The organism is Streptomyces sp. NPDC056361 (assembly GCF_042262805.1).
GTDB lineage: Bacteria > Actinomycetota > Actinomycetes > Streptomycetales > Streptomycetaceae > Streptomyces.
Genome location: NZ_JBHJQI010000068.1, coordinates 1 through 26,871, shown reverse-complemented (window position 1 = coordinate 26,871; position 26,871 = coordinate 1). Strand labels below are relative to the sequence as shown.

Sequence of the window (26,871 nt, the reverse complement as noted above, 5' to 3'; positions counted from 1 at the left end):
GACCGCGCGCGCCCCCCTGGACGAGGCGGGAGGGCGGGCGCACTACCCCCGTGCCGTCGTCGAGGGCGGGGGGGGGGGCCGGGCGGCCGCCCCCCGCCCCCGCCCGCCCGCCGACCAGCGCCCGCAGAGGAACGATGACCGCTCGACAGGTGACCATCGAGGACGTCGCACGGACGGCGGGAGTGTCCCGCCAGACCGTCTCGAACGCCCTCAACGCACCCCACCGGCTGCGCGCGACCACCCTCGCCCGGGTCACCGCCGCCGTCGAGGAGCTCGGCTACCAGCCCGACCAGTCCGCCCGCAGCCTGCGCACCGGCACCCGCAAGGTCATCGGCTATCCCGCCCCGGCCGACAACCCCGCCGACCCCAACCCGCTGATGGGCGGCTTCCTCCAGGCGCTGGTCAGCGCCGCCGACGCCGTCGGCCACCGCGTCCTGCTGTTCCGCTGCGACCCCCAGCAGGGGGGCGGGGCCGTCGCCAAGTCCTTCCACGGGCTGATCGCCGCCCGCCAGGTCGACGGGTTCGTCCTCTCCGACGTCGTCCACGACGACCCCCGGGTGGACGTGCTCGCCGACGCCGGGTTCCCGTTCGTCGCCTTCGGCCGCACGGCCCCCGGCCGCCCGCAGAACTGGGTGGACATCGACTCCGCCGCGGCCACCGCCGAACTGGTCCGTCGCCTGCTCGACCAGGGACACCGCCGGATCTGCTACGTCAACTCCGCCGCGTCCCTGCCCTGGCTCGCCGACCGCAGGGCCGGCTTCCTCCAGGCCGGGGCGGCCGCCCCCGGCGGCGCCTTCGAGGTCGGCGTCCCCGACGACGACCCGGCGGCGCTCTCCGACGCGGTCCAGCGCCTCCTCACGGGATCCGACCGTCCGACCGCGCTGGTCTGCGCGAGCGACTGGCTCGCCCTCTCCGCCTACCAGGCGGTGCGCGCGGCCGGTCTCACCGTCGGCACCGACGTCGCCGTCACCGGCTTCAACGACCTGCCGCTCTGCACGCTGCTCCAGCCCGCCCTCACCAGCGTGGGCCTGCCCCTGGCCGGCATCGCCCACGCGCTCGTCGACCGGCTGATCAGCGCGGTCGAGGGCACCGCCACCGCCCCGGCGGCGGGGCTCCTGCTCCCGGCCGAGCCGGTCGTACGGGCCAGCACGCCGGACCGGTAGGGCACCGGACCGGTAGGGCGGCTCCCGGCAAACGGAACGTGCCGGGAGGCGTCCTCGAACGCCTCCCGGCACGTCGCCGTGTTCTCACACGGGTCGCGTCACTTGCCGAACCACGCGTTGTGGATCCTCAGCGTGGACGTGTTGCCCTGCTTGTCCGTGACCTCGGCGGACAGCGACACGGCGCTGTCCTTCGCCGGGTTCCGCACGGAGACGGCGCCGTTCGTCACCTGAACCGGCTGCCAGGTCTTCCCGTCGTCGTAACTCACGGACACCGTCAGCGACTTGAGGTTCCGGCCGGCCGCCGAGCCCTGCACGGTCACCGGAACGAGGACCGTCCGGCCCGCCGGGGCGCGCGTGGACAGGTCGACGGGGGCCGCGAAGCGGACGGTGGAGATCGGAAGCGCCGTGGTGGCCGCGACCTGCCGCGAACGGAAGGTGAAGCCGGTCTCGATCCGGGTGGAGACCGCGCTCGCCTTCGCCGGGCGCTCCACGGACGCCGTCAGCCGGTACTCGGCGTCGGCGGCGTCGACCGCGAACGGCTCGTAGCCGCTCAGCGGGTCGGTGCTCTCGGCGACCTTCACCCCGTCGCGGTACAGCGTCGAGGTGGACGAGGTGTACGGGACGTTCCCGGCGTGCCCCTTGCCGTCGGAGGCGAGCGGCACGGCGCCGACGATCTGCTGCACGCCCGTCACCGGGTCGACCGTACGGAAGACGCCCATGCCCTCACCCAGGAGCGGGCCCATGACACCCGTGTCGAAGGTCTCGCGGTACGTCCGGCCGGCCTCGTAGCGCTTCGGCGCGACCATCTCCCAGGCGCCCTCGAACGCCGGGTAGCCCCACTGGTCCTTGTCGCCCAGCTGGTTGTACCGGGTGAGCCACCTGGCGCCGTCTCCGGTGGAGACGTAGAAGGTGCGCGTGCCCGGCGCCGGCTGCGGCGCGGAGAAGCCGTTGCCCTCCGGCGCGCCCGGCAGATGGGCGTACGGGGAGGCGAGCGCCGTCTTGCCGGGCGCGGAGGCGCCGAGACCGACCTTGAGGGTGGCCAGCTCGGTCGCCTTCACGTGCTTGGTGTAGCCGGTCGCGACCGTGTTCGTCTTTCCGCCGAAGGCCACCGAGTACTGGCTGGTGGCGTCCTTCACGAAGTGCGCGTCCCAGGTCTGCAGGAGGGAGCCGTCGGTGACGGCCGGCCCCATGTGGGCGGTGCGGAAGCCGGTGAAGCCCCGCAGGACCCAGCCGTTGCCGACGCGGCCGATGCCGGTCGTGTCGACCTCGTAGTACGTGCCCGCGAAGTCGGCCTTGTCGATGCCGGGCACGGTCAGGTCCACCGGCTTGGTGGTGCGGGCGTCGGAGACGACCGTGGTGTCGCCGGTGATCTCCAGCTTCGGCTGGGCGATCCAGTCGGTGCCCGCCGTGTAGTCCGACGGGTCCTGGTAGACGGCCGTGTTCAGCGTGTACGACCCCTTGGGCACCCGGATCGTGTGGGCGCCGGGCTCGTTGTCGACACGGGCCTGGAAGTTCGCCGCGGGACCGCCGACGCCGGTCAGCGTGGTGGCGAAGTTCTGGGCGTCGGCGCCGTCACGGCCGAGGGTCCGGAGGGTGAGGTCGTACGACTCCGCCTCCCGTACCGCCACTGCGGCCGTGCGGACGGACTGGCCCGCGCCGGTGGCGGTGACGTAGCCCGAGTAGGTGCCGTCGGCCTCGCCGACGCCGGTGTCGGCGACGAGGTCGACCTCGGCGGTGCCGCCGGCGGGCACGGTCACCTTCGAGGAGCCGAGCGAGAAGAAGCCGGCCGGGGCGGGCTTGCCCGACGGGTCGAGGGTGGACACCGACAGGTCCAGGGTGACGTTCGTGTCCCCGAGGTTGCGGTACGCGATCTTCTTGGTGACGGGCTTGTCGTCGTCGTGCGGCCAGAGCGCCGTGCCGTAGTTCAGCGACACCGGCTCGGCGACGACGTTCACCTTCAGCGCCTGGTCGACCTGGATGCGGCCCGTGCCCTGCTGGAAGGCGGTGTAGGCGCCGCCCTTGGCCGAACCGGTCAGCGCGCCCTTGAGCTCGGCGGACTTCCAGTCGGGGTGCCGCTGCTTCAGGAGGGCGGCGGCGCCCGCGACGTGCGGGGTGGCCATGGAGGTGCCGTCGATCTGGAGGTAGCCCGGAGCGGGGTGCGGCGTGCCCGGGCGCGTGTCGATGGCGCTGCCGGGGGCGGCGGCCGCCGTGATGGCGACGCCGGGCGCGGTCACGTCCGGCTTGACGGCTCCGTCGCCGACGCGCGGGCCGGTGCTGGAGAACGGGGCCAGCTTGTCGTTCCAGTCCACGGCGCCGACGGTCAGCGCGGAGTCCGCACTGCCCGGGGAACCCACGGACGACGGGCCGGTCTCGCCCTCGTTGCCCGCCGCGATGGCGAACAGGATGCCCTTCTCGGCGGTCAGCCGGTCGACCGTCGCCTCCAGCGGGTCGACGCCGGGGCTGTCGGGGCCGCCGAGGCTGAGGTTGACGACGTCCGCGCCTTCGGCGGCGGCCCACTCCATGCCCGCGATGACGGCGGAGTCGTCCCCGAACCCCTCGTCGTCCAGGACCTTCCCGCTGATCACCTTGGCGCCGGGGGCGACGCCCTTGAACCGGCCGCCGGACTTGGCGCCGGTGCCGACGGCGATCGACGCGACGTGCGTGCCGTGCCCGACCCGGTCCACGGCGTCGGCGGCGGCGGAGAAGTTCTTCTCGCCGACGACCTGGGTCCGGAGGTCCTCGTGGGTCTTGTCGACGCCGGTGTCGAGGACGGCGATCTTCACGCCCGTGCCGTCGAAGCCGGACTCCCACGCCTTGTCGGCGCCGATCTGCCGGACGCTGCGGTCGAGGCGCGCGCCGCGCACCCCGTCCAGCCACACCGTGGCGATGCCGGTGGCGGCGACGCGCGCGCCGGTGTTCTGCCCGTTGGTCAGCGCCTCCCACACGCGGGCCACGTCGTCCGGGGACGTACGGACGGCATCGGCGTTGAGCGTCGGGAAGGTGCGCCGCACCTGGGTGTCGCCGGCCGCCCGCACCTCGGCGCGTGCGGCGGCGGCACCCCCTTCGTACTGCACGATCAGCTTGAGCCCGGCGCGGTGGCTCTTGCGCAGGCGCGGGTCGGTGAGCACGTCGAGGTCGAAGAGCCGCTCGTCGAGGCGGCCGGTCGCGATCAGGTTCTGCGCGTCGGCGGGGACCACGAGGGTTCTGTTCCCGGTGCGCTGCACCTGTACGGGTATCCGCTCACGGCCCTTGGCGGGCTCGAAGCCCACCATCCGGCCCTCGGCGTCCACGGTCACGTGGTCGCCGGTGACGAGCGGGATCCGCCGGTCGCCGTCGAGGCGCGTGGTGTCCGGTGTCGTCGCCGCGTTCGCGTGGATCGCCGTCGCGGGGCCGGTCATGCCTGCGACGAGGGCCACCGAGACGGCCGCTGTGACGGTGAAGGCGCGTGTTCGCTTCACATGTGCGCGCAAGTCTCCCCCAGGAGCTTGGGATGAGGTCGAGTGGTCGATTCCGGGGCGATGGCGCGGGGGCGCCCGCCGCCGGTCAGCGCAGTATGTGAGGCGGATCAACGCAGGTCCGGACCGGAGGGGCCGCGCCGTGTGGTTTCCGGCCATCCCGGCGCCCCGGAATGTGATGGGACGACGACATCGGTGTGACGGCACCGCGATGCCGGGGCGATCCTTCCGCGACAGCGCCGCACGCGGGGCGGGCCGGACGGGGCTTCGGGGCCGCCCCCGCCCGGATTCCGGGGGTCGGCGGCCCTGCGGGCGGAGCGGCCGCCTCCTGTTGGCCGTATTCCGACCCGAGGGGAACGGCTCCGCGTCCGGGTGCGGTCACCGGGCCGTCCGGGAGGGCCGCATAGACTCCGCACCCGGACCGCCCTCCCCAGTTCAGGAGCCCGCGCATGCACCCCTTCGACGTCGAGACCCTGACGGCCGGCCGCTGGCGCAACGGCGGGGGAGCCACCCGGGAGATCACGTCGTGGCCGGTGGGGGACGAGGGCTTCGTGTGGCGCGCGAGTGTCGCCGACATCGACCGGGACGGGCCGTTCTCGGCGTTCCCCGGGGTCGACCGGACGCTCACCCTGCTGGCGGGCGACGGCGTGCGGCTGATCTCGCCCGGGGCGTTCGACCGGCTCCTGGACCGGGCGGGCGAGCCCTTCGCCTTCTCCGGCGACCTCGCGCTGAGCGCCGAACTGCCGGGCGGCGCCTGCCGGGTGCTCAACCTCATGGTGCGGCGGGGCAGTCGTACGGCCCGGGTCGGCCGGGTCACCGGTCCGGTCGTGCCGACCGCCGGGCACGCCGGAGTGCTGTACGTGCTGAGCGGTCAGTGGCAGGCGGTGGCCGACGGGCCCGTCATGGCCGCGGGCCAGGGCGTGTGGTGGGACGGTGACGACGACGCGCCGGGCCGAGCGGTCGCCCCGCTCTCGCCCGGCGCCGCCGCCCTGTGGGCGGACGTCGCCCCCGTACGGTGACGCGGGGTCAGTCGACCGGAGCCTTGGCGAGCGTGCACACCCCGTCCACGCACTGCCGCTCCAGCCGGCCGCGCGAGACGGTCTGCGCCAGGCCGACCATCCAGCAGGTGGGGCAGCCGCGGAAGGCGATCAGCGCCAGCGGGGCCGCGAGCAGGGTGACCGGGCCGGCGACGGGCACCAGGGCGATCGAGCCGATGACCAGACCGAAGCCGATGGCACCGCGCGCCAGGTGACGGGGGACGGACTTGCTGGCGAAGTTCGTGGCGGGCGCTTCGGACCGTACGGTGATCAGGTCCGCCCCGCCCCGCGCGGGCGTCACGGGCATCACGGGCTTCGCGGGCTCCGGGGGGTTCACGGGTTTCCGGGTGTTCAGAGTGTCCACGATGACGGGTCTCCTTCGACTGTGCGGTCGACGGTTCGGACGGGTGCCGGCTCGGTCGTCGCCAGCGAGTGGCGCAGCGCGATGCGCGCCCTGTGCAGGCGGGACTTCATCGCCGAGTTGCTCAGACCGAGCGTGTGGGCGACGGTCCTGCCGGGCAGCCCCTGGATGTCCCGCATGACCAGGACCTGCCGCTGCTCGCGGGGGAGCGCGCCGACGGCCGCCGCGATCCGCGCCACCTCGAGCCGGTGCAGCACGGCCTCCTCGGCGGACGGCTCCGCGGCCGCCTCCGGCCCGGCCGGCGTCCCGTCGCCGCTCGCGACGAGCAACCGCACCTGCCGGAGGCATTCGTTGCGCACGATCCGGAACATCCACGAGGCGAGCGCACCCGTGGCGCGCAGGCTGCCGATCTTCCGGTAGAGGATGATCAGCGCCTCCTGCGCCGCGTCCTCCGCGTCCTGCGGGGAGGCGCACAGCGACAGGGCGAACTTGCGCACATGGGGCTGCGACTCCATGACGACGGTGGCGAGCGAGGTGACGTCGCCGTCCTGAGCGGCCCTGATCAGCTGCTCGTCCGGCCAGCGAAAGCGTGGGTTCATCTGTTCCTCGTATCCGGAAGGCTCGGTGCGGGTGCGTCAGTTCCGGCTCCGGTAGCGCCGCGTCAAGTGCCAGCTGCACGCGCCCACGAGCAGGGCTCCGATCACTACGATGCCGGTGATCATCATGGTGTGTCCTTCCGTTTCCGCCGGCCCCCTCGGCCGGTACGCGGATAAGAGGCGGCGGGGCCCGAAGAGGATTCGCCGCGGGCCCGGTTTCTTTCGGCGGAGCTCCGGCGGTCGACCGAGGACCGTCCCCCGTGTCACTCCGGATCGTTCCGGATGCCCCGACCGGCGTGCCCGCCCCTACCGTGTCGACGGCGTCCGCCGGACCGCCCCTCGGGTCCCCTCCGTATCCGCGACAGAAAGGCCCGCCATGGCTGGAGATCTCTTACGCCGCGCGCTCACCAGACTGGCCGTCGCGGCCGGCGTCTGGGCGGTGGTCATCGGGATGACCGCGCCGGCCGCCACGGCCCACCCCGCGCCGGTCCCCGGACCGGGCAAGGACCGGGCCGGGGTCTCCCGGTACTTCGCCGGCCCGCAGGGGTTCGCCATTCCGACCGTGCCCTGCGATCCGGCCGGTCCCTCGGCGACCGACGGCATCATGGCCGACCAGCTCAACCCGCAGCTGCACGCGAAGATGGCCGGCTACCTCGACGCGTACAAGATCTCGTGCGCGCGGATGGTCACGCAGGCCGTGAAGGACCGGGGGCTGAACCCGCGGGCCGCCGCCATCGCCCTCGCCACGATCATCGTGGAGAGCAGCATGAACAACTACGCGCAGGCCGTGGACTACACGAGCCTCGGGCTGTTCCAGCAGCAGGACTGGTGGGGCACCCGGGAGGAGCGCCTCGACCCGGTCCACGCCACCAACACCTTCTTCGACGAGGTGGAACGGCAGTACCCCGGCGGCTCGTGGAACGACGAGGCCATCGGGGACGTGTGCTGGAACGTCCAGCGGCCCCGGGAGGACCTGCGCTACCTGTACGGCGTCGAGGCCGGCGACGCGACCGTCATCGCCAACGCGCTGTGGGCCGGTACGAGCGGCGGCCCCAAGCATCCGTACGGCTCGGGGCGCGTGGTGTCCGGGCGGTCGGCGGACGGTCGCCTGGAAGCGTTCGCCGCGGGCGCCGACGGCGTCTACCACGCGTGGCAGACCGAGGTGAACGGCGGCTGGTCGACGTGGCGGTTCGAAGGCGGGCCGCGCGGCGCGCAGCTGGCGGTGGCGTCCAACGCGGACGGCCGGCTCGAACTGTTCGCCCTGTCGGGCAGCACGTTCGACCACATGTGGCAGACCGGGCCCAGCGCGGGCTGGTCCGGCTGGGCGAACTTCGGCGGCGGCGGGTACCGGCTGGCCGCGGGCACCAACGCCGACGGCCGCATCGAGGTCTTCGCCTCCAACGCCACCGGCGTGTACCACCGCTGGCAGACGGCGCCCAGCGGCGGCTGGGCCGCCTGGGAGGGCACCGGCGGCGGGCCGGCGAACGCCCGGCTGGCGATGGAGAACGCCCCCGACGGCCGGCTTGAGGTGTTCGCGCTCTCCGACACGACCTTCGGACACCTCTTCCAGTCCGCCGTCAACGGCGGCTGGTCCGCCTGGGAGGACTTCGGCGGCGGCGGACACGACGTCGCGGTCAGCCACAACCAGGACGGCCGCATCGAGGTGTTCGCCTCCAACACCACGGGTGTCTTCCACCGGTGGCAGACCGGCCCGACCTCGTGGTCGGCCTGGACGGGCACCGGCGGGATCCCCGACGCCGAACTCACCACGGCCCGCTCGGTCGACGGCCGGGTCGAGGTGTTCGCCATCAACGCCACCACCGCGAGCCACGCCTGGCAGACCGGCCCCAACGCCTCGTACGCGGAATGGGAGACCTTCGGCGGCGGCGGCACCGAGATCGGCGCGGGCAACAACGCCGACGGCCGCATCGAGGTCTTCGGCACCAGCCACGCCGGCGTCTACCACCGCTGGCAGACCGGCTTCTCCAGCTGGGCGAACTGGGGCTGGCTGAACGACGCGGGCCCCGCGATCGACTGAGGCGCGCACGTCGACGAGGGGCCCGCGGGTGAGCGGGGAGCACGCGCCCGCGGGCTCCTCCGCACGGTCAGCACGTGCCCGAGGGCCCCTCCGTACGGTCAGCGCGCGACCGCGGGGCGCGGGCAGCCCGGCAGCGACGGCCGGTCCTTGGTCCGTACGGCGGGGAGCCAGGCCGCCGGATAGGCCGAGCCGCGGGGGAGCCGGACCCGGAACCACAGGGTCGACTGGAGGTCCTCCTCGTCGATGACGGGCTGCCCGTCGGACAGCCGGCACTCGGCGACCAGCCGGTCGCCGTGCCACACCCGGGTCGGGACCACGTTCTCCGCGGCGTACGGCCGCCGCGGATCGATCGCCAGGCCCAGACTGCACTGCGGGTCCCGGTCGGCCCGGTCCTGGCACCCACGCTCCGCGTTGAACACCCGGAGCGTGCCGGCCGCCGGGCCCGCACGCCCCCGCGGCGCGGCCGGGTCCCCCCGTACGGCGTCCGACCACAGCGTCGCGCCGACGGTCCCGCACAGCAGGGCGGCGAGGACGGCGGCCCGGGCCCGGCCCCCGGCCCGCCGCACACCCGTGGCGCGCGCCCCGTCCCGGGCGTCGATGCGGGCCAGCAGGCTTTCGGCCGTGTGCGGGGCGCGCGCCGCGTGCGTCGGGGCCAGGCAGTCCGCGGCGAGCTCCCGCCAGAACGGCGGCACCGCGAGGTCCATGCGCAGCGGCGCACGCCCCTCGCCGTACTCCTGCACGGCGGCGCCCCGCGCCAGGGGCGTGGCGCCGGGGAACGGCGAGGCACCGGAGGCGAACACCTCGTGGATGACGACACCCAGGGCCCAGATGTCGGCGCTCGGCCTGACCTGCACGCCGAGCTCGCCGAGCGGCGCCCGCCAGCGCTCCGGCGGGAGGTAGTCGAGGGTGCCCATGGGCGGCACGTACCCGTGCGTCCCGGTCAGCTCCGTGGCGAGGCCGAAGTCCGAGAGCCGCACGGAGCCGTCCCGGCCGAGCAGGACGTTCTCCGGCTTGAGGTCGGCGTGCACCCAGCCCGACCGGTGGAGGTGGGCGAGGCCCTCGCAGATCCCCGCGACCAGGCGGCCTCGATCGGCCTCGGACACCCCCGCGTCGAGGAGTTCGCGCAGACTCCCGGCGGCCCGCTCCATGACCAGCACGATCGCGCCGTCCACGGCGGGCAGGTCCGGCGCGGCGAGGACGAACGACTCCCGGAGGCCGATCAGCCGCGGATGCCCGGCCCTGCGCCCCAGTTCGACCTCGCGGCGGGCGGACTCCACGATCCTGCGCGCCTGGCGGGGCGCGAGCCCCGCGGTCGGCATGACCTTGAGGGCCACGTCGGCGCCGTCCGGCGGCCGGCCCGAGCCGTCCCCGTCCCCCTCGGCCGGCCGGGCCGCGTACACCGTGGACCAGCCCCCGGCCCCGATCAGCCCGGTGACCACCCAGTCGCCCACCCGGTAGCCGGGCGGGAGCAGGTCCGCACGGTCGTGCTCCGCGGTGTCGCCGGGGCCGCGCGACGGCGTCATCGCGGGCCCTGCCGCTCCCGCCCACCGGCCCCGCTCAGGGACGGCAGCAGCGCGAGGTGCTCCTCCCGGACGAGCCCGAAGCGCAGCGCGAGCCCGACGATCTCCTCCCGCTTGCCGTTGCGGCGGTCGCCCTTGCCCGGTTCGTGGGCGCCGGCGACGCCGATGCGCAGCTTCTCCTCGGCGAGGTAGTCGATGTGCGAGCTGATCGCCCGCGCGGTCGGCGCGCCCGCGCTGCCGTGTCCCCGCAGGCGCTCGACGATCTGCGGGGTGGTGGGGACCGCCACCCGGGACTGGTCGCGCAGCCGCGGCTCGCACAGCGCGACGAGGACGAGGAAGTACGTGGCCGACTCGTCCAGGGAGTACGCGGTGACCGTACGGCTGCCCCAGGGGCCGCCCGTCGCGTCCGGGTCCAGATAGACGTGGTCGGGCGCGAACACCTGGAAGGAGACGGTGAGGTCACCTCGGGTGGGCAGCACCACGCGGGAGAACTCGAACGGCACGGGCGCCCCGACGCGGCGCGGCGGGACCCGCAGGTACTCGCCCGCGCCCTCCGGGTTCTCCACCAGATAGCTGTGCGTGGTGCTGTGGTTCGTCAGCTGCCAGTGGTCGTCGGTCGCGCGGATCTCCCCGGCCAGTCGGGAGATCGCCGGGTCGGCGAGCCGGAGTTCGACCGGGGCCGACGCGGAACCCCGCCCGAAGCGGGCGACCTGGCCGGGCCCGAGCCGCAACGTCACCGCTTCACCGCGGCGTTCGCCGCTGTCGGTGCCCCCGCTTCCCTGCGGCAGATGGACGACTACGCCGCTCACCGCTTCCCCTCCCCGTCCCGTCGCGGTTGTCGGACGAGGAACGATACTCACCGGTCACGTGAGTTCACCGGCGTCCTTCGGCCACTTCGACCGGGGCCGGGCACGGTGGGCGGAAGTCCTCGCACGGCCCTCCCCGCGCGCACCGCCCCATCTCCCGAGCCGTCGGCCGGTGTTGTGACCCAGGCCACCCGTCCGCCGTTTCGGGGCGGCGATTTGATGTCGATTTCCGCCGTCTGCGGCGCCGATCGACGACCCGGCGCGCGGAGCCGCACCCCCTTGCGTCCCCGGCGCGCACGGGACCGCCACCCGCGGGCAGGGTGGGCAAGGTCACCGAGGGCGGAGGGGGGTAAGGGGCGATCCGGGAGGTTCGTGAGGGCGGCCCGGTCCCGCCCGGCGCCCCTTGTGTGGCGCGATCCGTACGCAGCGCCGCGCCTCCGGTACTCAGAGTGCGGGGCTGCCCGACACGACGGGCGCGACCCTGCGGTCGCCGAAGGCCGTCCACGGCCGCCACCCGCCGCTCGGCACGGCCTGGACCCGGGTCCGTACGAGGCCTTCGGCCGTGACGGCGAAGACGTGCAGCCGTCCGGTGGAGTCGAGCGCGGCCGAGGGAGTGGCAGCGAGTCGGACGCCGGGCTCGCCGAACTCGCCGCCGGGCGCCCAGTTCCCGCCGGGGGAGAGCTGCCAGCGGTGCGAGAGCCGGGCGCCGCCCGGGGAGAGGGAGAACGCCTCCAGGCGGCCGTCCGCGTTCGCGGCGAGCGCCGGGGCGGCGGCGCTCCACTCGAACAGCGGCTGCCATCCGTCCCAGCCGCCGCTCGGCACGCTCTGCCGCCGGAAGAACGTCCCCGTGCCGGACGGCCCGATCGCGGCGACGGTCAGCCGGCCGCTGCCGTCCGCGGCGACCCGCGGCGCGGCACCGGCCGCGGTGCCGAACGGGTGCCACGCGCCGGTCCACGCGCCACCGGGCGACTCCTGCCAGCGGTGCCGGACGCCGGTGCCGCCGACCGCGAGGACGAACACCTCCAGGCGGCCGTCGGCGTTGGCCGCGACGACCGGGGGAGCGCCCGCGGCCCCGCCGAAGCCGGCCTCCCACGGCTCCCAGGCCGTCGAACCGGGCCACGACTGCCGCCGCCGTGCGAAGGAGGCCGCGCCGGGGCTCGACGCGAACACCTCGAGCCGGCCGGCGGCGTCGCGGGCGACGGCGGGGGCCGCGCCGGCCGGGCCGCCGAACTCCTCCCAGTCGTTCCAGCCGCCGTCCGCGCGCTGGACGCGGTGGTGCAGGTTCACCCCGCCGGGGGCGAGCGAGAACACCTCCAACCTGCCGTCGGTGTCGCGCCCCAGGGTGGGAACGGCGCCGGCGGGCCCTCCGAAGACCTCCCACTCCGACCAGGTGTCGGTGTCCGGCGCGAGCTGCACGCGCCGCAGCATCGAGCGGTCGGCGGCGTCGAGGGCGAACACGGTGAGGCGGCCTCCGACGTCCAGGCCCGCCACCGGGTCGTCCGGGCTCTGCCACGGCGGCGGCGTGTCCCGCCACTGCAGCGGCGCCAGGTGGAGACCCTGCTCGAACCAGCCCGCGGCGCTCGCGTACCAGGTCTCCCCGACGGCGAAGACCTCCACCGCGTGGCCGGGAACGTGGCCCGCGGCGCCGGTCAGGTCGAAGCGGAACGGGTCCCGCGACGCCAGCACGTCCGTGCCCTCGTAGCCGTTGCGCGGCCCGATGAACAGGTAGTACCAGCCGTCCCGTTCGACGACGTACGGGGACTCGGTGACCGAGACCGTCGTGTCCGTGCTCGCGTCGGCGAACACCACGACCGGCTCGCTCCAGCGCACCAGGTCGGCGGACCGGCGGCAGGCGACGACGTGGTGGCCGCCGGGGCCCGAGAGCTCGGTGTAGTACATGACCCACTCGCCGCCGATCCGCAGGACCATGGGGTCGCGCGCCGCGAGCCCCCGGAACAGCGGGCCCGACGGCTCGCGGGTCCAGGTGGACAGGTCGGTCGAGGTGGCCAGGTTGATCGCGGCGCCGTTCCCCCCGCCGGCGGCGTAGAACATCCAGTACCTGCCGCCCGCCTCGACGACGTGCGGGGCCCAGAGGTGCTCCTCGCCGAAGTAGGACGGATCGACGGTGAGCGCGTCGGCGTGGGTGGTCCAGGGGCCGTTCGGGTCCGGCGCCGACGCGTGGGCGAAGGAGATCTCCGCCGTGCTGTCCGGGGACTCCCCGCGCGGTGCGCCGTCCCCGACGATGGCGAACAGGTGCCAGCGGCCCCGCGCCTCGATCAGCGTGTGGTCGTTGAGGTAGCGCGGTCCGGCGGGCGTGGACGGGTCGTACACGCGGGCGAAGGGCCCCGCGCCGATCCACCGGGCGGGCGGCACGGACCCGGCGGCCGCGGCCGCGGCGCGGGCGGCTCCGGGGATCGAGAGCGCGCCCGCGCCGACGGCGGCACCCCGGAGCAGGTTCCTTCTGCTGAGCGGAAGCATGGGTCTCTCCAGGGGGCCTGTCGGCCGTCAGTCGAGGGCGGGGCTCGGGGTGCCGTTGACCCAGCCCCAGGGGGACCAGGTGGCGAAGCCGGTCTGCCAGATGTGGTAGGTGCCGGTGCGGCTGGTGCCGAAGACCTCGATGCGGCCGTCGGCGTTGGAGGCGGCGGTGACCTCGGTGCCGCCCCCGCCGAACGGCTCCCACGGGCCGTAGGGCGCGTTGACCCCGGTCTGCCAGGTGTGCACGGCCGTGTCGCCGTTCATGGCGAAGACCTCGACGCGGCCGTCGGCCGTGCGCTCGCTGCTGAGCTGCGCGTCCGCGGGGCCGCCGGTGGCCTCCCACCCGGACCAACCGGAGGGACCCGTCTGGTACTTGTGGAAGACGCCGACCGGGCCCGAGGCGAAGACCTCGATCCTGCCGTCGGCGTTGTGGTCGACGGTGAGGTCGTGACCGCCGCCGCCGAAGTCGTCCCACGCGGACCAGCCGCCGTTCGGGGCCGTCTGGTACAGGTGTCGGAAGGAGGTGTCGTTGAGGGCGAACACCTCGAGGCGGCCGTCGGGCGACTTCTCCATCTCGACGCGGCTGTCCGCGGGGCCGCCGCCCGTCGGCTCCCAGGCCGACCAGCCGCCGTTCGGGGCCAGTTGGTAGCGGTGGAACACGCCGACCGGTCCCGACGCGAAGACCTCGATGCGGCCGTCGGCGTTCACACCGGCCGCGATGTCGCGTCCGCCGCCGCCGAAGTCCTCCCAGCCGGACCATCCGCCCGACGGCGAGAGCTGGTAGCGGTGCCGGAAGGTGCTCCCGTCGATCGCGAACATCTCCAGGCGGCCGTCCGCGTTGGGCGCGACGGCGAGTTGGGCGTTCCGGGGCCCGCCGAGCGGCTCCCACTCCGACCAGTCGCGGTTGGCCTCCCGCTGCCAGGCGTGGTGGACGCCGTCCGCGCCCGCCGAGAACACCTCCAGGCGGCCGTCCGCGGAACGGGCCGACACCACCCGGCCCGACTCCGCCGGATGCACCAGGGGTGTGGGCCGCGGGCCGCTGCCCGGGACGCAGGGCAGGGTCACGCCGCCCTCCGCGAGGTACACCTCGGGGTCGATGCCGTACGAGTACGACAGGTCTCCCCAGATCCGCAGGTGGAGGTGGGGGCCGTCCGCGTTGCCCTCGGCGCCCACCAGCGCGATCTGCTGACCGGCCGTGACGTGGTCGCCGACCGACACGTCCCGGCGGGACATGTGCCCGTACTCGGAGGTCCTGCCGTCCGGGTGCCGGACGCGGATCCACTGGCCGTAGTCGCCGGTGTACCCGGAGATGGTCACCTCGCCGTCGTCCACGGCGTGGATCGGCGTGCCGACGTCGGCGGCGATGTCCACGCCGTTGTGTCCGGCGTGGAAGGGCTGGCTGACGAAACCGGTGGTCGGGCAGGCCCTGGTGGGGCCGGTGGCCCCGGCGGTGGCCGGGGTCGCGGCCGCCAGCACCGGCAGCAGGGCGGTCGCCGCCGCCAGGACACGGGTCAGCGCGCGGCGCGAAAGTCCGGGAAGCACGGGTCGCTCCTCCCCTTGGTCGTCTCGGGACGGGCGGGCCGGACGCGGTGCGCGGCGGATGCCGTTCACGCCTTGCGGAGGCGGTCGATGATGCCGTCGATGTCGCGCCGCATCATGTCGTGGCGGACGAAGTGGCCGCCGGGCAGCTCGTACCACTCGTGCGGGATGCCCGCGTTGCCGAGGAGGGAGCGGAACTCCCGCTGTCCGGCGAGGACCTGGGTCTCGTTGGCGGTGTCGAACCAGTTGATCGGGTCCGGGCTGGTGCCGGCCACCAGGAAGACGCGCTTGTTGCGGTAGCTCTCGATCCGCTGCACCGGGTTGTCCGCGCTGACCCGGGCCTCGTCCCAGAACGGCGCGCCGTAGATCGTGCCGCCGTTCAGGTCGAGGGCCGCCGAGCTGGCGTTGGCCCAGTGGCCGACGAGGCCGTTGTCCCGGCGCAGGCTGGCCGGGCCGGAGTGGGCGCTGACCGAGGCGAAGTGGCCGTAGTACTTGGCGGCGTACTTCAGCGCGCCGAAGCCGCCCATCGAGAAGCCGGACACGGCGCGGCCGTCGTACTCGGCGAAGGTGCGGAAGTTGGCCTCGACCCACGGGAGCAGCTGCGCGATGTGGAAGTGCTCCCAGTTCCGCGGGCCGACGTTGGAGCTCACGGGGTTGGAGTACCAGCCCGCGTGCCCGCCGTCGGGCATGACGACGATGAGCGGCTTGCCCGCCGTCCAGTCGCGGACGCCCTCGCGGTCGAACGTGATGAAGTCCTGGTCGTTGCCGCCGCCGTGGAACAGGTAGAGCACCGGGTACGTGCGTCCGCTCCAGTGGTAGTCGTCGGGCAGGAGCACGTTGACGCCGGGGTTCCAGCCGATCGCGTCCGTCTGGAAGCGGTAGTACCACATGCGTGCGTCGGCCTCGTTGCGGTCCACGATCCGCAGGCCGAAGCCGTCGCCGGCGGCGGAGGCCGGGGCGGCCGACCCCAGGACGCCTCCGGCGCCCAGCGCCATGGCGGCCGAGAGGCCCCCTGCGGTCTTGAGGATGTTCCTGCGAGTGGGGTGCTGCGCGCTCAACGTGGCCTCCAGGTCGCGTGCGTGACGGAGTGTCAGGCAGGCCTGGACGGTAGCAACGCGAGGGGCCCCGGGAGACCCCGGAAGGTTGCGGACTGACAGGCGGGGGCGCGTCGGCTAGGGGCCCCTGCCGACCGGTCGGGCGCGGGTCGGCCCGATCGGTTCGGCACTCCCTACGGGGTGTGCGCGGGCTCCACCGGGCGGCCCTCGGCGTCCACCACGATGGTGCCCCAGTGGCGGTCCCACCGGTCGCCGACGTACTCGGGGACCATGCCGGCCGGGTAGCGGACGTAGCCCTGCGGGGGTTCCTGGCCGTCGGCCGCGCAGTCCTGGCCGTCGGTGTTGCCGACGGCCTTGACGGGGTAGCGGCCGGAGCCGCAGACGCGCTCCTGGCCCGCGCAGCCCGTCAGGAGGAGGGCCGCCGCCAGGGTTCCGGCGGCGAGGCCGGGGAGGGCGCGTCGGGCGGGCGTGCCGTCGGCAGGGCGGCGGGACGGTCGGGGGCGTCGGGTCTGCTGCATGGATCGGTGGCCTCTCTCGCTGGTCCGCACAGTCTTGCGGGGGGAGAGGGGCCCGTGATGAGTACGCGTACTCACCCCGGTCGCGGGTCGTACCGGGGTGAGCGGGCGGGCGGCCCCAGCGGACGCCCGGGGCGGGCGGCCGGTGGGGCCGGGGGTCACGGCTTGGGCAGGGCGCAGCCGGCGCGGTTGAGGTCGATCACGTTCCCGGGGCCGATGCAGGGGACGAGCGTGTAGGTCTGCTGGGCGTAGTTGATGCCCTGGCGGACGGTCACGGTGCCGTTCTGGTCGACCTCGCACGGGTTGTTGACGGTGCAGCTCGCGCCGCTCTCGTTGCCCGTGTTGTTGACGGCGACGACCCGGCCGGTGGTCGTGTCGATCACGGGCGAGCCGGAGGTGCCGCCGATCGTGTTGCACGACGAGGTGTAGCGGACCGAGTCCTTCCAGGTCCAGCCGCCCTCCTTGAGGCGGTAGACGAAGCCGTCGACGTCGCAGCTGTAGATCCGCTTCCAGTAGCCGGAGACCACCTTGATCGACGAACCCTGCACCGGGTGGGCGTCGTCGAGGGTCAGGGCGTTGATGCCGTACTGGCTCTGGATCTGCGCGTAGGTCTTGGTGACCTGGTAGACCGACATGTCCGTGTCGGTCATCGTGGCGTACGCGATCTTGCTGGCCCGCAGGGTCGCGACCTTGGTGCCGGCCGAGTTGAGCAGCGAGAACGAGCGGGTGGACCGCTGGTCCTTGACGACCTCGCCGGCCGCCGGGAAGCCGGTCTCCAGGCAGTGGCCGTTGGAGAGCACCAGGGCGGGGTCGCTCGGCAGGGAGCCGGGCGCGCGGACGAGGGAGCCGGAGCAGTTGCTGAGCGCGACCGTTCCCGCGAAGTCGACGGTGACCGCGGCCTGGGCGGTGGTGGCCGGGGCCTGGACCCGGGTGGTGGGGGCCGGGGCCTGCGCGACGGCTTCCCGGGGTGCGGACGCCGCGGCGGGGGCCGCCGCCGCGCCTGCCAGGAGCAGGGCGAGCAGGGCGCCGGCGAGAGGCTTGTTCATGTGGGGGTTCCCCTCTGAGGACCGTACAGCCGAAAATCCTTCGGTTGTCATGAGCATTCTGAGAAGGAAGAGGCCAACGGGCAAGAGGGCATCGCAAGTTGGAGGAGAAGGCCGAGATGCGACGGTGATCGTCAATCCCGCCCGAGTCGATCACTCGTTGGTGAGTTCCGCCGGTCCCCCCGCCCGCCCGGTGCGAGGTTGGAGGCGATCGATGCCGAGACCGCGGCACGGCCGCGGGTGGGGGAGTGGGCGTGACACAGGAATCGGGATCCCGCGAGGGCCTGGACGAGCGCGTGGTACTGGTGGCGGCGGGTCTCGCCGACCTTGCCGTGGACGCGCTGGGAACGGGGTTCGGGATCGTACGGGGGCTGCTGAGGCGGTCGGACGCCGCCGAGGTCGCGGCCGATGCCGAGCGGGACCTGGAGGCCCGCGGACGCCTCGTGCTCGACAAGTACGCGGCACCGCCGCCCGCCCACCTGGAGGTCCTCGCCCGGCACGCGCTCGCCCGACGGGCCGCCGACGGTGGCTGAGCGGTGGGACGCGGCCGCCTTCAAGGCCCGCGTCGACGAGGTCGTGCGGCGGTACACGGCCGAGGAGGCCGACCGACTGGCGGCGGTCGACCCGGCGCTCGGCCCGGTCGCCGAGCAGCTGGAGGCGGCCGTCGCGGACGGCAAGAGGCTGCGGGCGGCGTTCTGCTACTGGGGCTGGCGAGCGGTCGGGCAGCCCGACAGCGACGCCCTCGTGTGCGCGGCCGCGTCCATGGAACTCGTGCACGCGGCCGCCGTCGTGCACGACGACCTCATCGACGACAGCCCCCTGCGCCACGGCCGGCCCACCGCGCACGTGGCCCTGCGCGACGCCGTGGCCCACCACCCGCGGGTCTCCGCCGGAGCCAGGTCCCTCGCGATGCTCGTCGGGGACCTCCTCATGTCGCTCGCCGGGCAGCTGTTCGTCACCAGCGGCCTGCCCGCCGCCTACCTCGGCCGGGCCCGCCCCCTCTGGGCCGCACTCGCCCGGGACCTGATCGCGGGCGAGTGCCTGGAGATCCTCCACACCGGAGCCGCCCCGGACACGGAGGCCTCGCTGAAGGTGATCCGCTACAAGACCGCCAAGTACACCGTCGAGCAGCCGCTGCTGATCGGCGGCGCCCTGGCCGGCGCCGGCCGACGGATGCGCGAGGGGTACTCCGCCTACGGCCTGCCGCTGGGCGAGGCCTTCCAGCTGCGGGACGACCTGCTCGGCCTGTTCGGGGACGAGGGGACCACCGGCAAGGCCGACGCCGACGACGTGCGCGGCCGCCGCCCGACGGCCCTGCTCGCCGAGACCTGGCGGCTCGCCGGAGCCGAGGACCGCGGCCTGCTCCGCGACCTCCTCGGCCGGCCCGACCCGGACGCGCCGGAGGCCGTACGCGCGCTGATGCGGCGCCTCCGCGCACCCGAACGCGTCGAGGCCATGATCACCGCACGGGTCGACGAGGCCCTGCGCGCCCTCGGCGAACTGAACCTGCCCCAGGCCCCCGCCGCCGCGCTCACCGCCCTGGCCCACTCGGCCGCGGTCCGCCGCTACTGACGCAGAACGAGGAACCCGCCATGACCTACACCGAGGCGTCGATGGACGCCCTGCGGCAGAGCGGCGACGAACTCGCCGACGCCACCGTCGCCACCCTCTTCGAGCGCGGCGAGGTGGGCACGTTCAACACCCTCATGCGGTACGTGTCCACCGCCGGCTCCCCACTGCCGGACGGGCTCCCCGACGTCGCCCGCGAGTACCTCGAAACCACCGCCGCCCCGCCGGCGTGGGTCGACTGGGGCGAGATGGAGAAGGCCCGGCTGTTCTTCATCGACAACAACGTCCACATCTCCACCGCCCTCTCCTTCGCCTCCATGCCCGCCTGCTACGTCGTCCCGCACGTGGCGCAACTGCTGTCGGCGACGCACGGCCTGGAGTACCCCTCCAAGCGCATGGCGGAGACGGGCCAGTTCACCGTCCACCTGATGCAGCCCGACGCCTTCGAGGCCGGCAGCCGCTTCATCCCCGCCGCCCAGAAGGTCCGCCTCCTCCACGCCTCCATCCGCCACCACCTCAAGCGCGAGAACCGCTGGGACACCGCGTCGCTGGGGGTGCCGATCTGCCAGGAGGACATGATCGGCGGGCAGATGTTCTTCTCGATGCTCGTCCTCGACAGCCTGCACCGCCTCGGCATCCACATGTCGACGGAGGGAGCGGACGCCTACTACTACGCCTGGCGCGTCGTCGGCGCCATGCTCGGCGTCGACCAGGAGGCCGTGCCCAAGACCCTCGAAGAGGCCCGCCGGTTCCTCGACCTGTACATGATCCGGCACATGGGGCCCTCGCCGGAGGGCGCCCACCTCACCCGGCAGCTGATCGACCTGTACGAGGAGGTCGTGCCCGGCACCTTCTTCGACCCGATCGTCTCGTCCCTCATCCGCTACCTCGTCGGCGACACCTGCGCCGACTGGCTCGACGTGCCCCGCACCCGCTGGGACACCGTCGTCAAGGCCGTCCCCCACCTCCTCGGCGTCCTGGAGACCATCGAGGACCGCTCCCCGCTGGGCTCCTGGGCGCTGGACCGGCTCGGCCACCTCACCACCGTCCTCGAACTGTCCTCCCTCACCCGCGGCCGCGTCATGCACTACGCCATCCCCGAACACCTCAGGAAGGACTACGGCGTTCCGTCAGGACCGTCCCGCAACGGCCGGTGGACACCGCCGTCCGCCACCGTCCCCACGGTGACGCACTGACACGACCGGGGCGGGCGTCAGCCGGCGGACGCGTCCGCCGTCGCGTCCGTCCCGGTGAGCCCCGCGCGCTCCGCGAGCGCGCCGCCCTGGAAACGGCTCTCCGCCCCCAACTCCTCCAGGAGTTCCGCGATGTGCCGGCGGCAGGTGCGCAGCGACATCCCCATCCGCCGGGCGATCACCTCGTCCTTCGCGCCCTGCGCGAGGAGCCCCACCAGCGCACGCCGCAGGCTCGGCCCGACCTCCTTGTACGCGGCCTCACTGGCGCCCCGGAACGGTGCGGCCCCCGACCAGTGCTGCTCGAAGACCCGGCACAGGTACGCCACCACGTCGGGGTCGCGGACGAGCACCGCGCCCTCGCCCGTGCCGCCGTCGGCGCGGCGGGGGAGGAAGGCCACCGAGCGGTCGAAGACCACGGCCCGGTCCGGCAGTTCGGCGGCCGTGCGGTACTCGGCACCGGCCTCGGTGAGCCGCTCCACGTACCCCTGGGTCGACAGGCTGGCCCGGGCCGAGTGCTGGTAGAGCGTCCGCATGCGCACACCCCGGCGCAGCATCGCCACGTCCCGCTCGACGGCGTCGCCGAGGCGGTGCGCCGCCCGCCCGCCGCCCGGCTGGATGCTGAAGACCTCCTCCCGGCAGCGCGCCGACTCCTCGGTGAGCATCGCGGACGCGGACGCCATGTCGGGCAGCACGTCGAAGCCCTCCCTGCGGCCCTGCTCGCGCCGGGCGGCGCGGTAGCGCGGCATCAGGGCGTGCAGTTCGTCCCGGACGGACTGGGCCCGCGCGCCGGCCCGCGCCAGCTCCGCCTCCAGCGGGCCGACGACCTCGGCCGCGGCGGCGTCCGGGCTGACCGGGATCAGCTCCCCGGGACTGCCGGGCGCCGGCCTGAGGAGGCGGAGCCGCTCCAGGGTGCCGCAGGCCGCCTCGACGTCCTCCGGGCTCAGCCCGAGGTCCGCGGGCACGTCGGGCGACCGGCGGGTGAGGCCGCCGCGCTCCAGCGCGTACGCGAAGACGGCGACGTCCCTCGGGTCCAGGCGAGGTATTCCGTCCACATCGATCCCAATAGTCACGCGTTTCCCCCGTGATGCGGCCCTGCTACTTCCGTGCCATGCAGGGTATTGCCAGGTCATGGCGCTGGACCAAGCGGGCTCGCCGGGATCAACTGGAGGTGTCGGGCCGCGGGAAACCCCATCAGGCCGACATTCGGCGTGAACCCGCCAGACGCGGATGTTCCCGCCCGCCGTCCCCCTCCCGAACCAGGAGTCGCACCATGTCCGTTGCCGTCCGCTGTCTGCTTCTCCTCACGGTCCTCCTCGCCGGCGGCTCCGCCGTCGCCGCGGCGGACGGCGCACCGGAGACGACGCGGACGGTCGCGGCGGACCTCCTCGACACCAGCTGGGGCGACGAGTACGTCCGGCCCGTCCTCTGAGGGCCGGGCAACGTGTCGACCACAGGGCCGAAGAACGTGCCGTCACCCACCGGGAACCCGTCACCCACAGGCCCCGGGCCCCGTCGCCCGCGCGCCGAGAGCTCCGCGGACCTCGCGCTGCTGCCCGACATCGTGCGGGCCGTGATCGCACGGAGCGAGACGGAGGAGACCGGATCCCCGGCGGGGCCGCGGCGGGTGCGATGGGGCGTAGAACAGGGCGAGTTCTGGTGCCACGTCGTTCCCGGCGCGACCGTCGGACGGGCCCAGGGATGGAAGCTCCACGTCCCCGCCACCCCGCTCTCGGCGCCGCTCGTCCTGGCCCGCTGCGCCGAGGTGCTCGTCGCCCACCGCGCGGCCTTCAAGTTCGCGGGGAGTCCCGCCCGGGTGGCCGCGCTGGTGTCCGGCCGCTTCGCGCGGGGCGGCGGCGGCAAGTTCCTCACCGTGTACCCGGCCGACGACGACCGGTTCAGGACGCTCGCCGAGGAACTGCACCGGGCCACCCTGGGATTGCCCGGTCCCGCGGTCCTCTCCGACCGGCGCTACGGCCCCGACAGCCAGGTCTTCTACCGGTACGGCGTGTTCAAGGGCGTCCGTGAGCTGACGGCCGACGGCGGCTTCGCCGCCCGCCTCACCGACCCCGACGGGCGGCCGGTCGCCGACGAGCGCAACGCCTGGTTCAGCCCGCCGGCCTGGGCCGGAGAACCCTTCCCCGACCGCCCCGCCGCCCCGGCCCGCAGCACGGCCACGGCCAAGCCCGTCCTGCTCGGCGACCGCTTCCTCGTACGGGGCGCGATCCAGCACTCCAACAAGGGCGGGGTGTTCCGCGCCGAGGACACCCGCACCGGCGACCAGGTCGTCGTGAAGCAGGCACGGCCCCACGTGGGAGCCGGCCTCGAAGGCCTCGACGTCCGGGACCTGCTGCGCCGCGAGGCCGCGCTGCTCGAACGGTTCGGCGACGTGCGGACTGGTCAAGTGCCAGGCGTGGTAGCCGTGTTCGAGCAGCAAGGGAGCGTGTTCCTGGCCACCGCCTCGGTGCCCGGGGCGACCCTGCGGCGCACCGTCGCCGAGCGGCTCGCCCGCGACGGCAGCGGTTGCCCCGACGACCGTACGGCCGACTCCCTGGTCCGCCAGCTCGTCGCCCTCGTCACCACCGCCCACGAACTGGGCGTCACGCTCCACGACTTCAACCCCAACAACGTGATGGTCACGCCCGAGGGCCGGCTCGTCCTCATCGACCTGGAGATGGCGGCCAGGCAGGGCGACCGCTGGGTCCTCGGCGCCACCCCCGGCTACACCGCGCCCGAGCTGCGCGCCGCCGACCAGGTGGCGCCCGCCCTGCCGCCGACCGCCGACCTCTACGCCCTCGGCGCCACCGTCCTGCACGCCCTCAGCGGCGCCGACCCGCTCTTCGCCGACGACCTGCCGCGCGACACGGCCCGACCGGACGAGGACCGCCTCGCGGTCCTGGTCGACCTGCTGGCCCGCGACCACGCGCTCGTACGGCGCTTCTCGCCCCTGATCCGGGGGCTCATGCGGGACCGCGCCGAGGACCGCTGGACGCTGGAGCGGGCAGGGGAGTTCGTTGCGATGGGCTCGGTGGGCTCGGTGACGTCAGAGACGTCGGTGGTGGCGGTGGCGATGGCGGTATCGGTGGCGGACGCGGCCACGGATGTGGTCGCGGAGGCGGATCCGGACGCGGAAGCCACGCGTGCGCGCCTCCTGCACGACGGCGTCGGGCATCTGCTCGCCACCATGAGGCCGGACGACGCCGAGCGGCTGTGGCCCTCGGACAGCTTCGGCGAGACCTGCGACCCGGTGGCCGTCCAGCACGGCTCGGCGGGTGGTGTCGCGCTGCTCGCCCGGGCGCTGGGGCAGTGGGATGCCGGGACGGGCGGGCCGTTCGGCGCCGCCGGGGCCCGCGGGGGCGCGGGTGCGCCGGCCGTGACCCGGGAGGCGCTCGCCGAGGGCCTGCGTGCCGCCGCCCGCTGGACCGCAGACCGGCAGGACGCGCTGCCGGGCGACCTGCCAGGGCTGCACTTCGGCCGCTCGGGCACGGCGTGGGCGCTGCTCGACGCCGCGCGGGTGCTGGACGACACCGGACTGGCGGACCGGGCCGTCGGGCTGGCCCTGGGCCTTCCGGTCCGCTGGCCCAACCCGGACGTGTGCCACGGAGCGGCCGGGTCGGGTCTGACCCAGCTCCACTTCTGGCGCACCACCGGCGATCCGCGGTTCCTGGACCGCGCCGAGCAGGTTGCGGAGGGGCTCCTCGGCGCTGCCAGGCGCACCCCCGAGGGGGTGTTCTGGCCGGTCCCGGAGGACTTCGGGTCGGCGCTCGCGGGCGCCTGGCACTACGGCTTCGCGCACGGCGTGGCAGGGGTCGGCACGTTCCTGCTGCTCGCGGCGGAGGCCACCGGGAACGACCGGTTCCGCGAAGCCGCCGCCGAGGCGGGAGCCACCCTCGCCGCCGCGGCCCGCAGTGGAGCGGCGGGCGCGCTCTGGCCCGTCGACAGGGCCCGCCACCTGGCGGACTCCCCGGAACTGGCGCGGCACTGGTGCAGCGGTTCGTCCGGCGTCGGGACCTTCCTGGTCAGGCTCTGGGCGGCCACCGGCGGGACCGACAAGACCCTGCGCGACCTGGTGGACGGAGCGGCCCTCGCGGTACGGGCGGGCAGGGCGACCGACTCGCCCGCCACCTGCCACGGGCTCGCCGGCAACGCCGAGTTCCTGCTCGACGCCGCCGTCCGCACGGGCGACGAGAGCCACCGCGCCGCCGCCGAGCTGCTCGTCGAGCACCTCGCCGCGCAGGCCGTGCTGCGCGACGGGCGCCTCCTGGTGCCCGACGAGAACCGCAGGACCGTCCTCGCCGAATACGCCACCGGCCTCGCCGGCAGCCTCTCCCTGCTGCTGCGCATGAGGTGCGGAGGCCCGCGCGCCTGGCTGCCCGAGGGCGGACCGGCGCACCCCTGAGTGTCCGGTGGCCGCCGGCCACCGGCATCCCGTCGAAGCAACCGTAGAAGGAGACCGTCATGACGGAGTACGACATCGATGCCCTGCAGGTCCTGCCGGAGGAGACCCGCACCGAGGACGCCCGCGGCGAGGAGCACGCCGCCGCGCTGATCACCGCCTGCCGCTGGCTCACCAGCGGCTGCTGACGAAATCCGGTGAACGGGCGGCGCACCCCCATGGCCGCCCGGGGAGGGGACCGCCTGCGCCGGCCGGTCCCCTCTTTCCGGTTCCCGGTTCCCGGTCCTCTCTTTCCGGTTCCCCGGTGCTTCCGGTTTCCCGGTGAGGTGGCTGTGTCGTGCGCGTCGCCGGCCCGATGCGGCCCCGGCGCGGCTCCGGCCGGGTGTCCATCCCCCGGACCGGCGGTAAAGCGCGGGAAAATTCCGGGTGGGCGGGCTGCGGTTCCCGTACGGAGCGATTCCGCCGTCTTGACGCGTTCTTAGCGCCCCGGGGCTCCCCGCAAGCGTGTCGGAACAACGGATTCCGCAGCAGGTATGCCATTGACCTGCGGTTCTGCCCGCGCTTCCATTCAGCCCGGGAGCCACGGACCCACCTGATCACCGGCCGCCTCGGAGGCGATACCGCTCCCGCTCGGAAACACTTTGCTCACCGATCGGAACCGTCTGATGACCGACACCCTCAGCGCGCCGCACGCGTTGGCCCCGCCGACCGGCCCCGTGCCGCAGAAGCTCAAGCGTTCCATCGGTGTCGTGGGCGGCACCCTGCTCACGCTGTCGTGCGTGACCCCCGCCTCCACGTTGTTCGTGGTCGTACCCGACCTGTTCGACGGAGTCGGCACCTACGCCGCGCTGACCATCGCGATCGGCTCGCTGCTCTGTATCGGCGTGGCGTTCTGCTACTCCGAGCTGGGCACCCTCATCCCCAGCGCGGGCGGCGAGTACGCCATCGTCTCCACCCTGGCGGGCCGCCTGGCCGGCTGGCTGGTGTTCGTCCTCTCCCTGCTGGTCGTGATGATCGTGCCCCCGGTGATCGCCATGGGGACCGCCGACTACCTGGCACCCCTGGTCCACATCCCGGCCCCGATCGCCGGCGCCGGCGTGATGCTCCTCGCGACCCTCGCGGGCCTGCTCGACCTGCGCGCCAACGCCTGGATCACCGGCATCTTCCTCGTCCTGGAGGTCGTCGCGGCCGGCATCGTCGCCGTCCTGGGCTTCGCCCACTCGGAGCGCGGTGTCGGCGCCCTCGTCCACGGCCAGGTCGCCGGCGAGGGCGGCACGCACTCGCTCGTCACCGGCGCCATGGTGGTCTCCGGCCTCGCCATCGCCCTCTTCATCACCCAGGGCTTCTCGACGGCCGTCTACCTCTCCGAGGAACTGGAGAACCCGCGCAAGAGCGTGGCCCGCACCGTGCTCGCCACCCTGGCCATCTCCACCGTCGTGATCCTCGTGCCCGTCGTGGCCATCACCCTGGGCGCGGGCGACCTGGAGACCCTCACCGGCGGCGACATCAGCGGCATGATCGCGGCCTGGTCCAACTCCGCCGTCGGCACCTTCATCAGCCTCTGCGTCGCGCTGGCCATCGTCAACGCCGGCATCGTGATGGTCATCCAGAACTCCCGCGTCCTGTTCGCCTCCGCCCGCGACAAGGCCTGGCCCGAGCCCGTCAACAACGCCCTGTCCCGACTGGGCCGCTTCGGCTCCCCGTGGGTCGCGACCCTGCTCGTCGGCGTGCCCGGCGCGGCCCTGTGCTTCGTCAACCTCGACACCCTCTACGGCGTCACCGGCGTCTCCGTCACCGGCATGTACCTGCTGGTCGCGGTGGCGGCACTGTTCAGCCGCCGGGGCGCGCACCGCGAGGTCGCCGCCTGGCGCATGCCGCTGTGGCCGGCCGTCCCGCTGCTGCTCATCGGCGTCCTCGCGTACGTCCTCTCCATGCAGGAGACCGAGTACCTGCTGTGGACCGGCGGCATCACGGCGGTCGCCACCCTCTACTGGGCCCTGTACCTGCGGCCGCGCAAGGACACCCGCTGGCTGGTCAGCATCCCCGAGGACGAGCAGGCCTGATCCTCCGGCCCGACGTCCCACCCGGGGGCCGGGGCGGTACACCACCGCCC

Annotated in this window: 21 protein-coding genes; 10 read left to right on the top strand and 11 right to left on the bottom strand. The window is 74.2% G+C overall.

Features of this window, described 5'->3' with window-relative positions; genetic code table 11:
- Positions 1-134 precede the first annotated feature (134 nt).
- Positions 135-1,163, top strand: coding sequence for a LacI family DNA-binding transcriptional regulator (locus ACFCY7_RS22390; RefSeq protein ID WP_376487662.1), 1,029 nt, complete (start codon positions 135-137; stop codon positions 1,161-1,163).
- Positions 1,164-1,261: 98 nt separating this feature from the next.
- On the opposite strand, the gene ACFCY7_RS22385 is transcribed toward ACFCY7_RS22390, so the two are convergent.
- Positions 1,262-4,621, bottom strand: coding sequence for a S8 family serine peptidase (locus ACFCY7_RS22385; RefSeq protein ID WP_376487660.1), 3,360 nt, complete (start codon positions 4,619-4,621; stop codon positions 1,262-1,264).
- Positions 4,622-5,067: 446 nt separating this feature from the next.
- Here ACFCY7_RS22385 and ACFCY7_RS22380 point away from each other — a divergent pair, with 446 nt between their 5' ends.
- Complete coding sequence (locus ACFCY7_RS22380; RefSeq protein ID WP_376487658.1) at positions 5,068-5,637, top strand: HutD family protein; 570 nt, start codon at positions 5,068-5,070, stop codon at positions 5,635-5,637.
- A 7-nt stretch (positions 5,638-5,644) separates the two neighbouring features.
- Here ACFCY7_RS22380 and ACFCY7_RS22375 read toward each other — a convergent pair whose 3' ends face one another.
- Together ACFCY7_RS22375 and ACFCY7_RS22370 are read right to left on the bottom strand one after the other, a co-directional pair.
- Positions 5,645-6,019: a hypothetical protein gene (locus tag ACFCY7_RS22375; protein ID WP_376487656.1), complete on the bottom strand. Its 375-nt coding sequence runs from the start codon at positions 6,017-6,019 to the stop codon at positions 5,645-5,647.
- A complete protein-coding gene (locus ACFCY7_RS22370; protein WP_376487654.1) occupies positions 6,007-6,615 on the bottom strand; it encodes an RNA polymerase sigma factor in 609 nt (202 codons plus the stop codon). The genes ACFCY7_RS22375 and ACFCY7_RS22370 overlap by 13 nt, the downstream gene beginning before the upstream one ends.
- Before the next feature lie 373 nt (positions 6,616-6,988).
- Between ACFCY7_RS22370 and ACFCY7_RS22365 the strand changes: the two genes are divergently transcribed.
- Positions 6,989-8,650, top strand: a complete 1,662-nt coding sequence (locus ACFCY7_RS22365) for a peptidase M23 (RefSeq protein WP_376487652.1) — start codon at positions 6,989-6,991, stop codon at positions 8,648-8,650.
- A gap of 98 nt (positions 8,651-8,748) precedes the next feature.
- On the opposite strand, the gene ACFCY7_RS22360 is transcribed toward ACFCY7_RS22365, so the two are convergent.
- The 7 genes from ACFCY7_RS22360 to ACFCY7_RS22330 all read right to left on the bottom strand — a co-directional run bounded on the left by ACFCY7_RS22360 (position 8,749) and on the right by ACFCY7_RS22330 (position 17,606).
- A complete protein-coding gene (locus tag ACFCY7_RS22360; RefSeq protein WP_376487650.1) occupies positions 8,749-10,173 on the bottom strand; it encodes a serine/threonine-protein kinase in 1,425 nt (474 codons plus the stop codon).
- A complete protein-coding gene (locus ACFCY7_RS22355; protein ID WP_376487648.1) occupies positions 10,170-10,979 on the bottom strand; it encodes a serine/threonine protein kinase in 810 nt (269 codons plus the stop codon). The genes ACFCY7_RS22360 and ACFCY7_RS22355 overlap by 4 nt, the downstream gene beginning before the upstream one ends.
- A 441-nt stretch (positions 10,980-11,420) precedes the next feature.
- Positions 11,421-13,454, bottom strand: coding sequence for a family 43 glycosylhydrolase (locus ACFCY7_RS22350; protein WP_376487647.1), 2,034 nt, complete (start codon positions 13,452-13,454; stop codon positions 11,421-11,423).
- Between the two features lie 27 nt (positions 13,455-13,481).
- Complete coding sequence (locus ACFCY7_RS22345; protein WP_376487645.1) at positions 13,482-14,993, bottom strand: peptidoglycan DD-metalloendopeptidase family protein; 1,512 nt, start codon at positions 14,991-14,993, stop codon at positions 13,482-13,484.
- Between the two features lie 65 nt (positions 14,994-15,058).
- Positions 15,059-16,048, bottom strand: coding sequence for an alpha/beta hydrolase (locus ACFCY7_RS22340; RefSeq protein ID WP_376487644.1), 990 nt, complete (start codon positions 16,046-16,048; stop codon positions 15,059-15,061).
- 170 nt (positions 16,049-16,218) lie between these two features.
- Complete coding sequence (locus ACFCY7_RS22335; RefSeq protein ID WP_376487642.1) at positions 16,219-16,563, bottom strand: SCO0607 family lipoprotein; 345 nt, start codon at positions 16,561-16,563, stop codon at positions 16,219-16,221.
- Positions 16,564-16,718: 155 nt separating this feature from the next.
- The gene (locus tag ACFCY7_RS22330) at positions 16,719-17,606 is read right to left on the bottom strand and encodes a serine protease (protein WP_376487641.1); all 888 of its coding nucleotides are present in this window, start codon (positions 17,604-17,606) and stop codon (positions 16,719-16,721) included.
- A 251-nt stretch (positions 17,607-17,857) separates the two neighbouring features.
- On the opposite strand from ACFCY7_RS22330, the gene ACFCY7_RS22325 reads away from it, so the two are divergent.
- The 3 genes from ACFCY7_RS22325 to ACFCY7_RS22315 are packed head-to-tail and all read left to right on the top strand — an operon-like array spanning position 17,858 to position 20,368.
- On the top strand, positions 17,858-18,136 hold the full coding sequence (locus tag ACFCY7_RS22325) for a polyprenyl synthetase (RefSeq protein WP_376487640.1): 279 nt from the start codon (positions 17,858-17,860) through the stop codon (positions 18,134-18,136).
- Positions 18,129-19,175, top strand: a complete 1,047-nt coding sequence (locus ACFCY7_RS22320; RefSeq protein ID WP_376487638.1) for a polyprenyl synthetase family protein — start codon at positions 18,129-18,131, stop codon at positions 19,173-19,175. Before ACFCY7_RS22325 ends, ACFCY7_RS22320 begins: the two co-directional genes overlap by 8 nt.
- A 20-nt stretch (positions 19,176-19,195) precedes the next feature.
- Positions 19,196-20,368, top strand: a complete 1,173-nt coding sequence (locus ACFCY7_RS22315) for an oxygenase MpaB family protein (protein WP_376487637.1) — start codon at positions 19,196-19,198, stop codon at positions 20,366-20,368.
- A gap of 17 nt (positions 20,369-20,385) precedes the next feature.
- Here the strand turns inward: ACFCY7_RS22315 and ACFCY7_RS22310 are convergent, their stop codons facing one another.
- Complete coding sequence (locus tag ACFCY7_RS22310) at positions 20,386-21,417, bottom strand: hypothetical protein (protein ID WP_376487636.1); 1,032 nt, start codon at positions 21,415-21,417, stop codon at positions 20,386-20,388.
- Positions 21,418-21,635: 218 nt separating this feature from the next.
- On the opposite strand from ACFCY7_RS22310, the gene ACFCY7_RS22305 reads away from it, so the two are divergent.
- The 4 genes from ACFCY7_RS22305 to ACFCY7_RS22290 all read left to right on the top strand — a co-directional run bounded on the left by ACFCY7_RS22305 (position 21,636) and on the right by ACFCY7_RS22290 (position 26,821).
- Entirely contained in the window at positions 21,636-21,794 is a 159-nt protein-coding gene (locus ACFCY7_RS22305) for a hypothetical protein (protein ID WP_376487634.1), read from the top strand.
- 141 nt (positions 21,795-21,935) lie between these two features.
- Complete coding sequence (gene lanL, locus ACFCY7_RS22300) at positions 21,936-24,761, top strand: class IV lanthionine synthetase LanL (protein WP_376487632.1); 2,826 nt, start codon at positions 21,936-21,938, stop codon at positions 24,759-24,761.
- A 59-nt stretch (positions 24,762-24,820) separates the two neighbouring features.
- Positions 24,821-24,946 (top strand): hypothetical protein, encoded by a 126-nt coding sequence (locus ACFCY7_RS22295; protein ID WP_376487631.1) that lies wholly within the window; start codon positions 24,821-24,823, stop codon positions 24,944-24,946.
- A gap of 477 nt (positions 24,947-25,423) precedes the next feature.
- Positions 25,424-26,821 (top strand): APC family permease, encoded by a 1,398-nt coding sequence (locus ACFCY7_RS22290; protein ID WP_376487630.1) that lies wholly within the window; start codon positions 25,424-25,426, stop codon positions 26,819-26,821.
- Positions 26,822-26,871 lie beyond the last annotated feature (50 nt).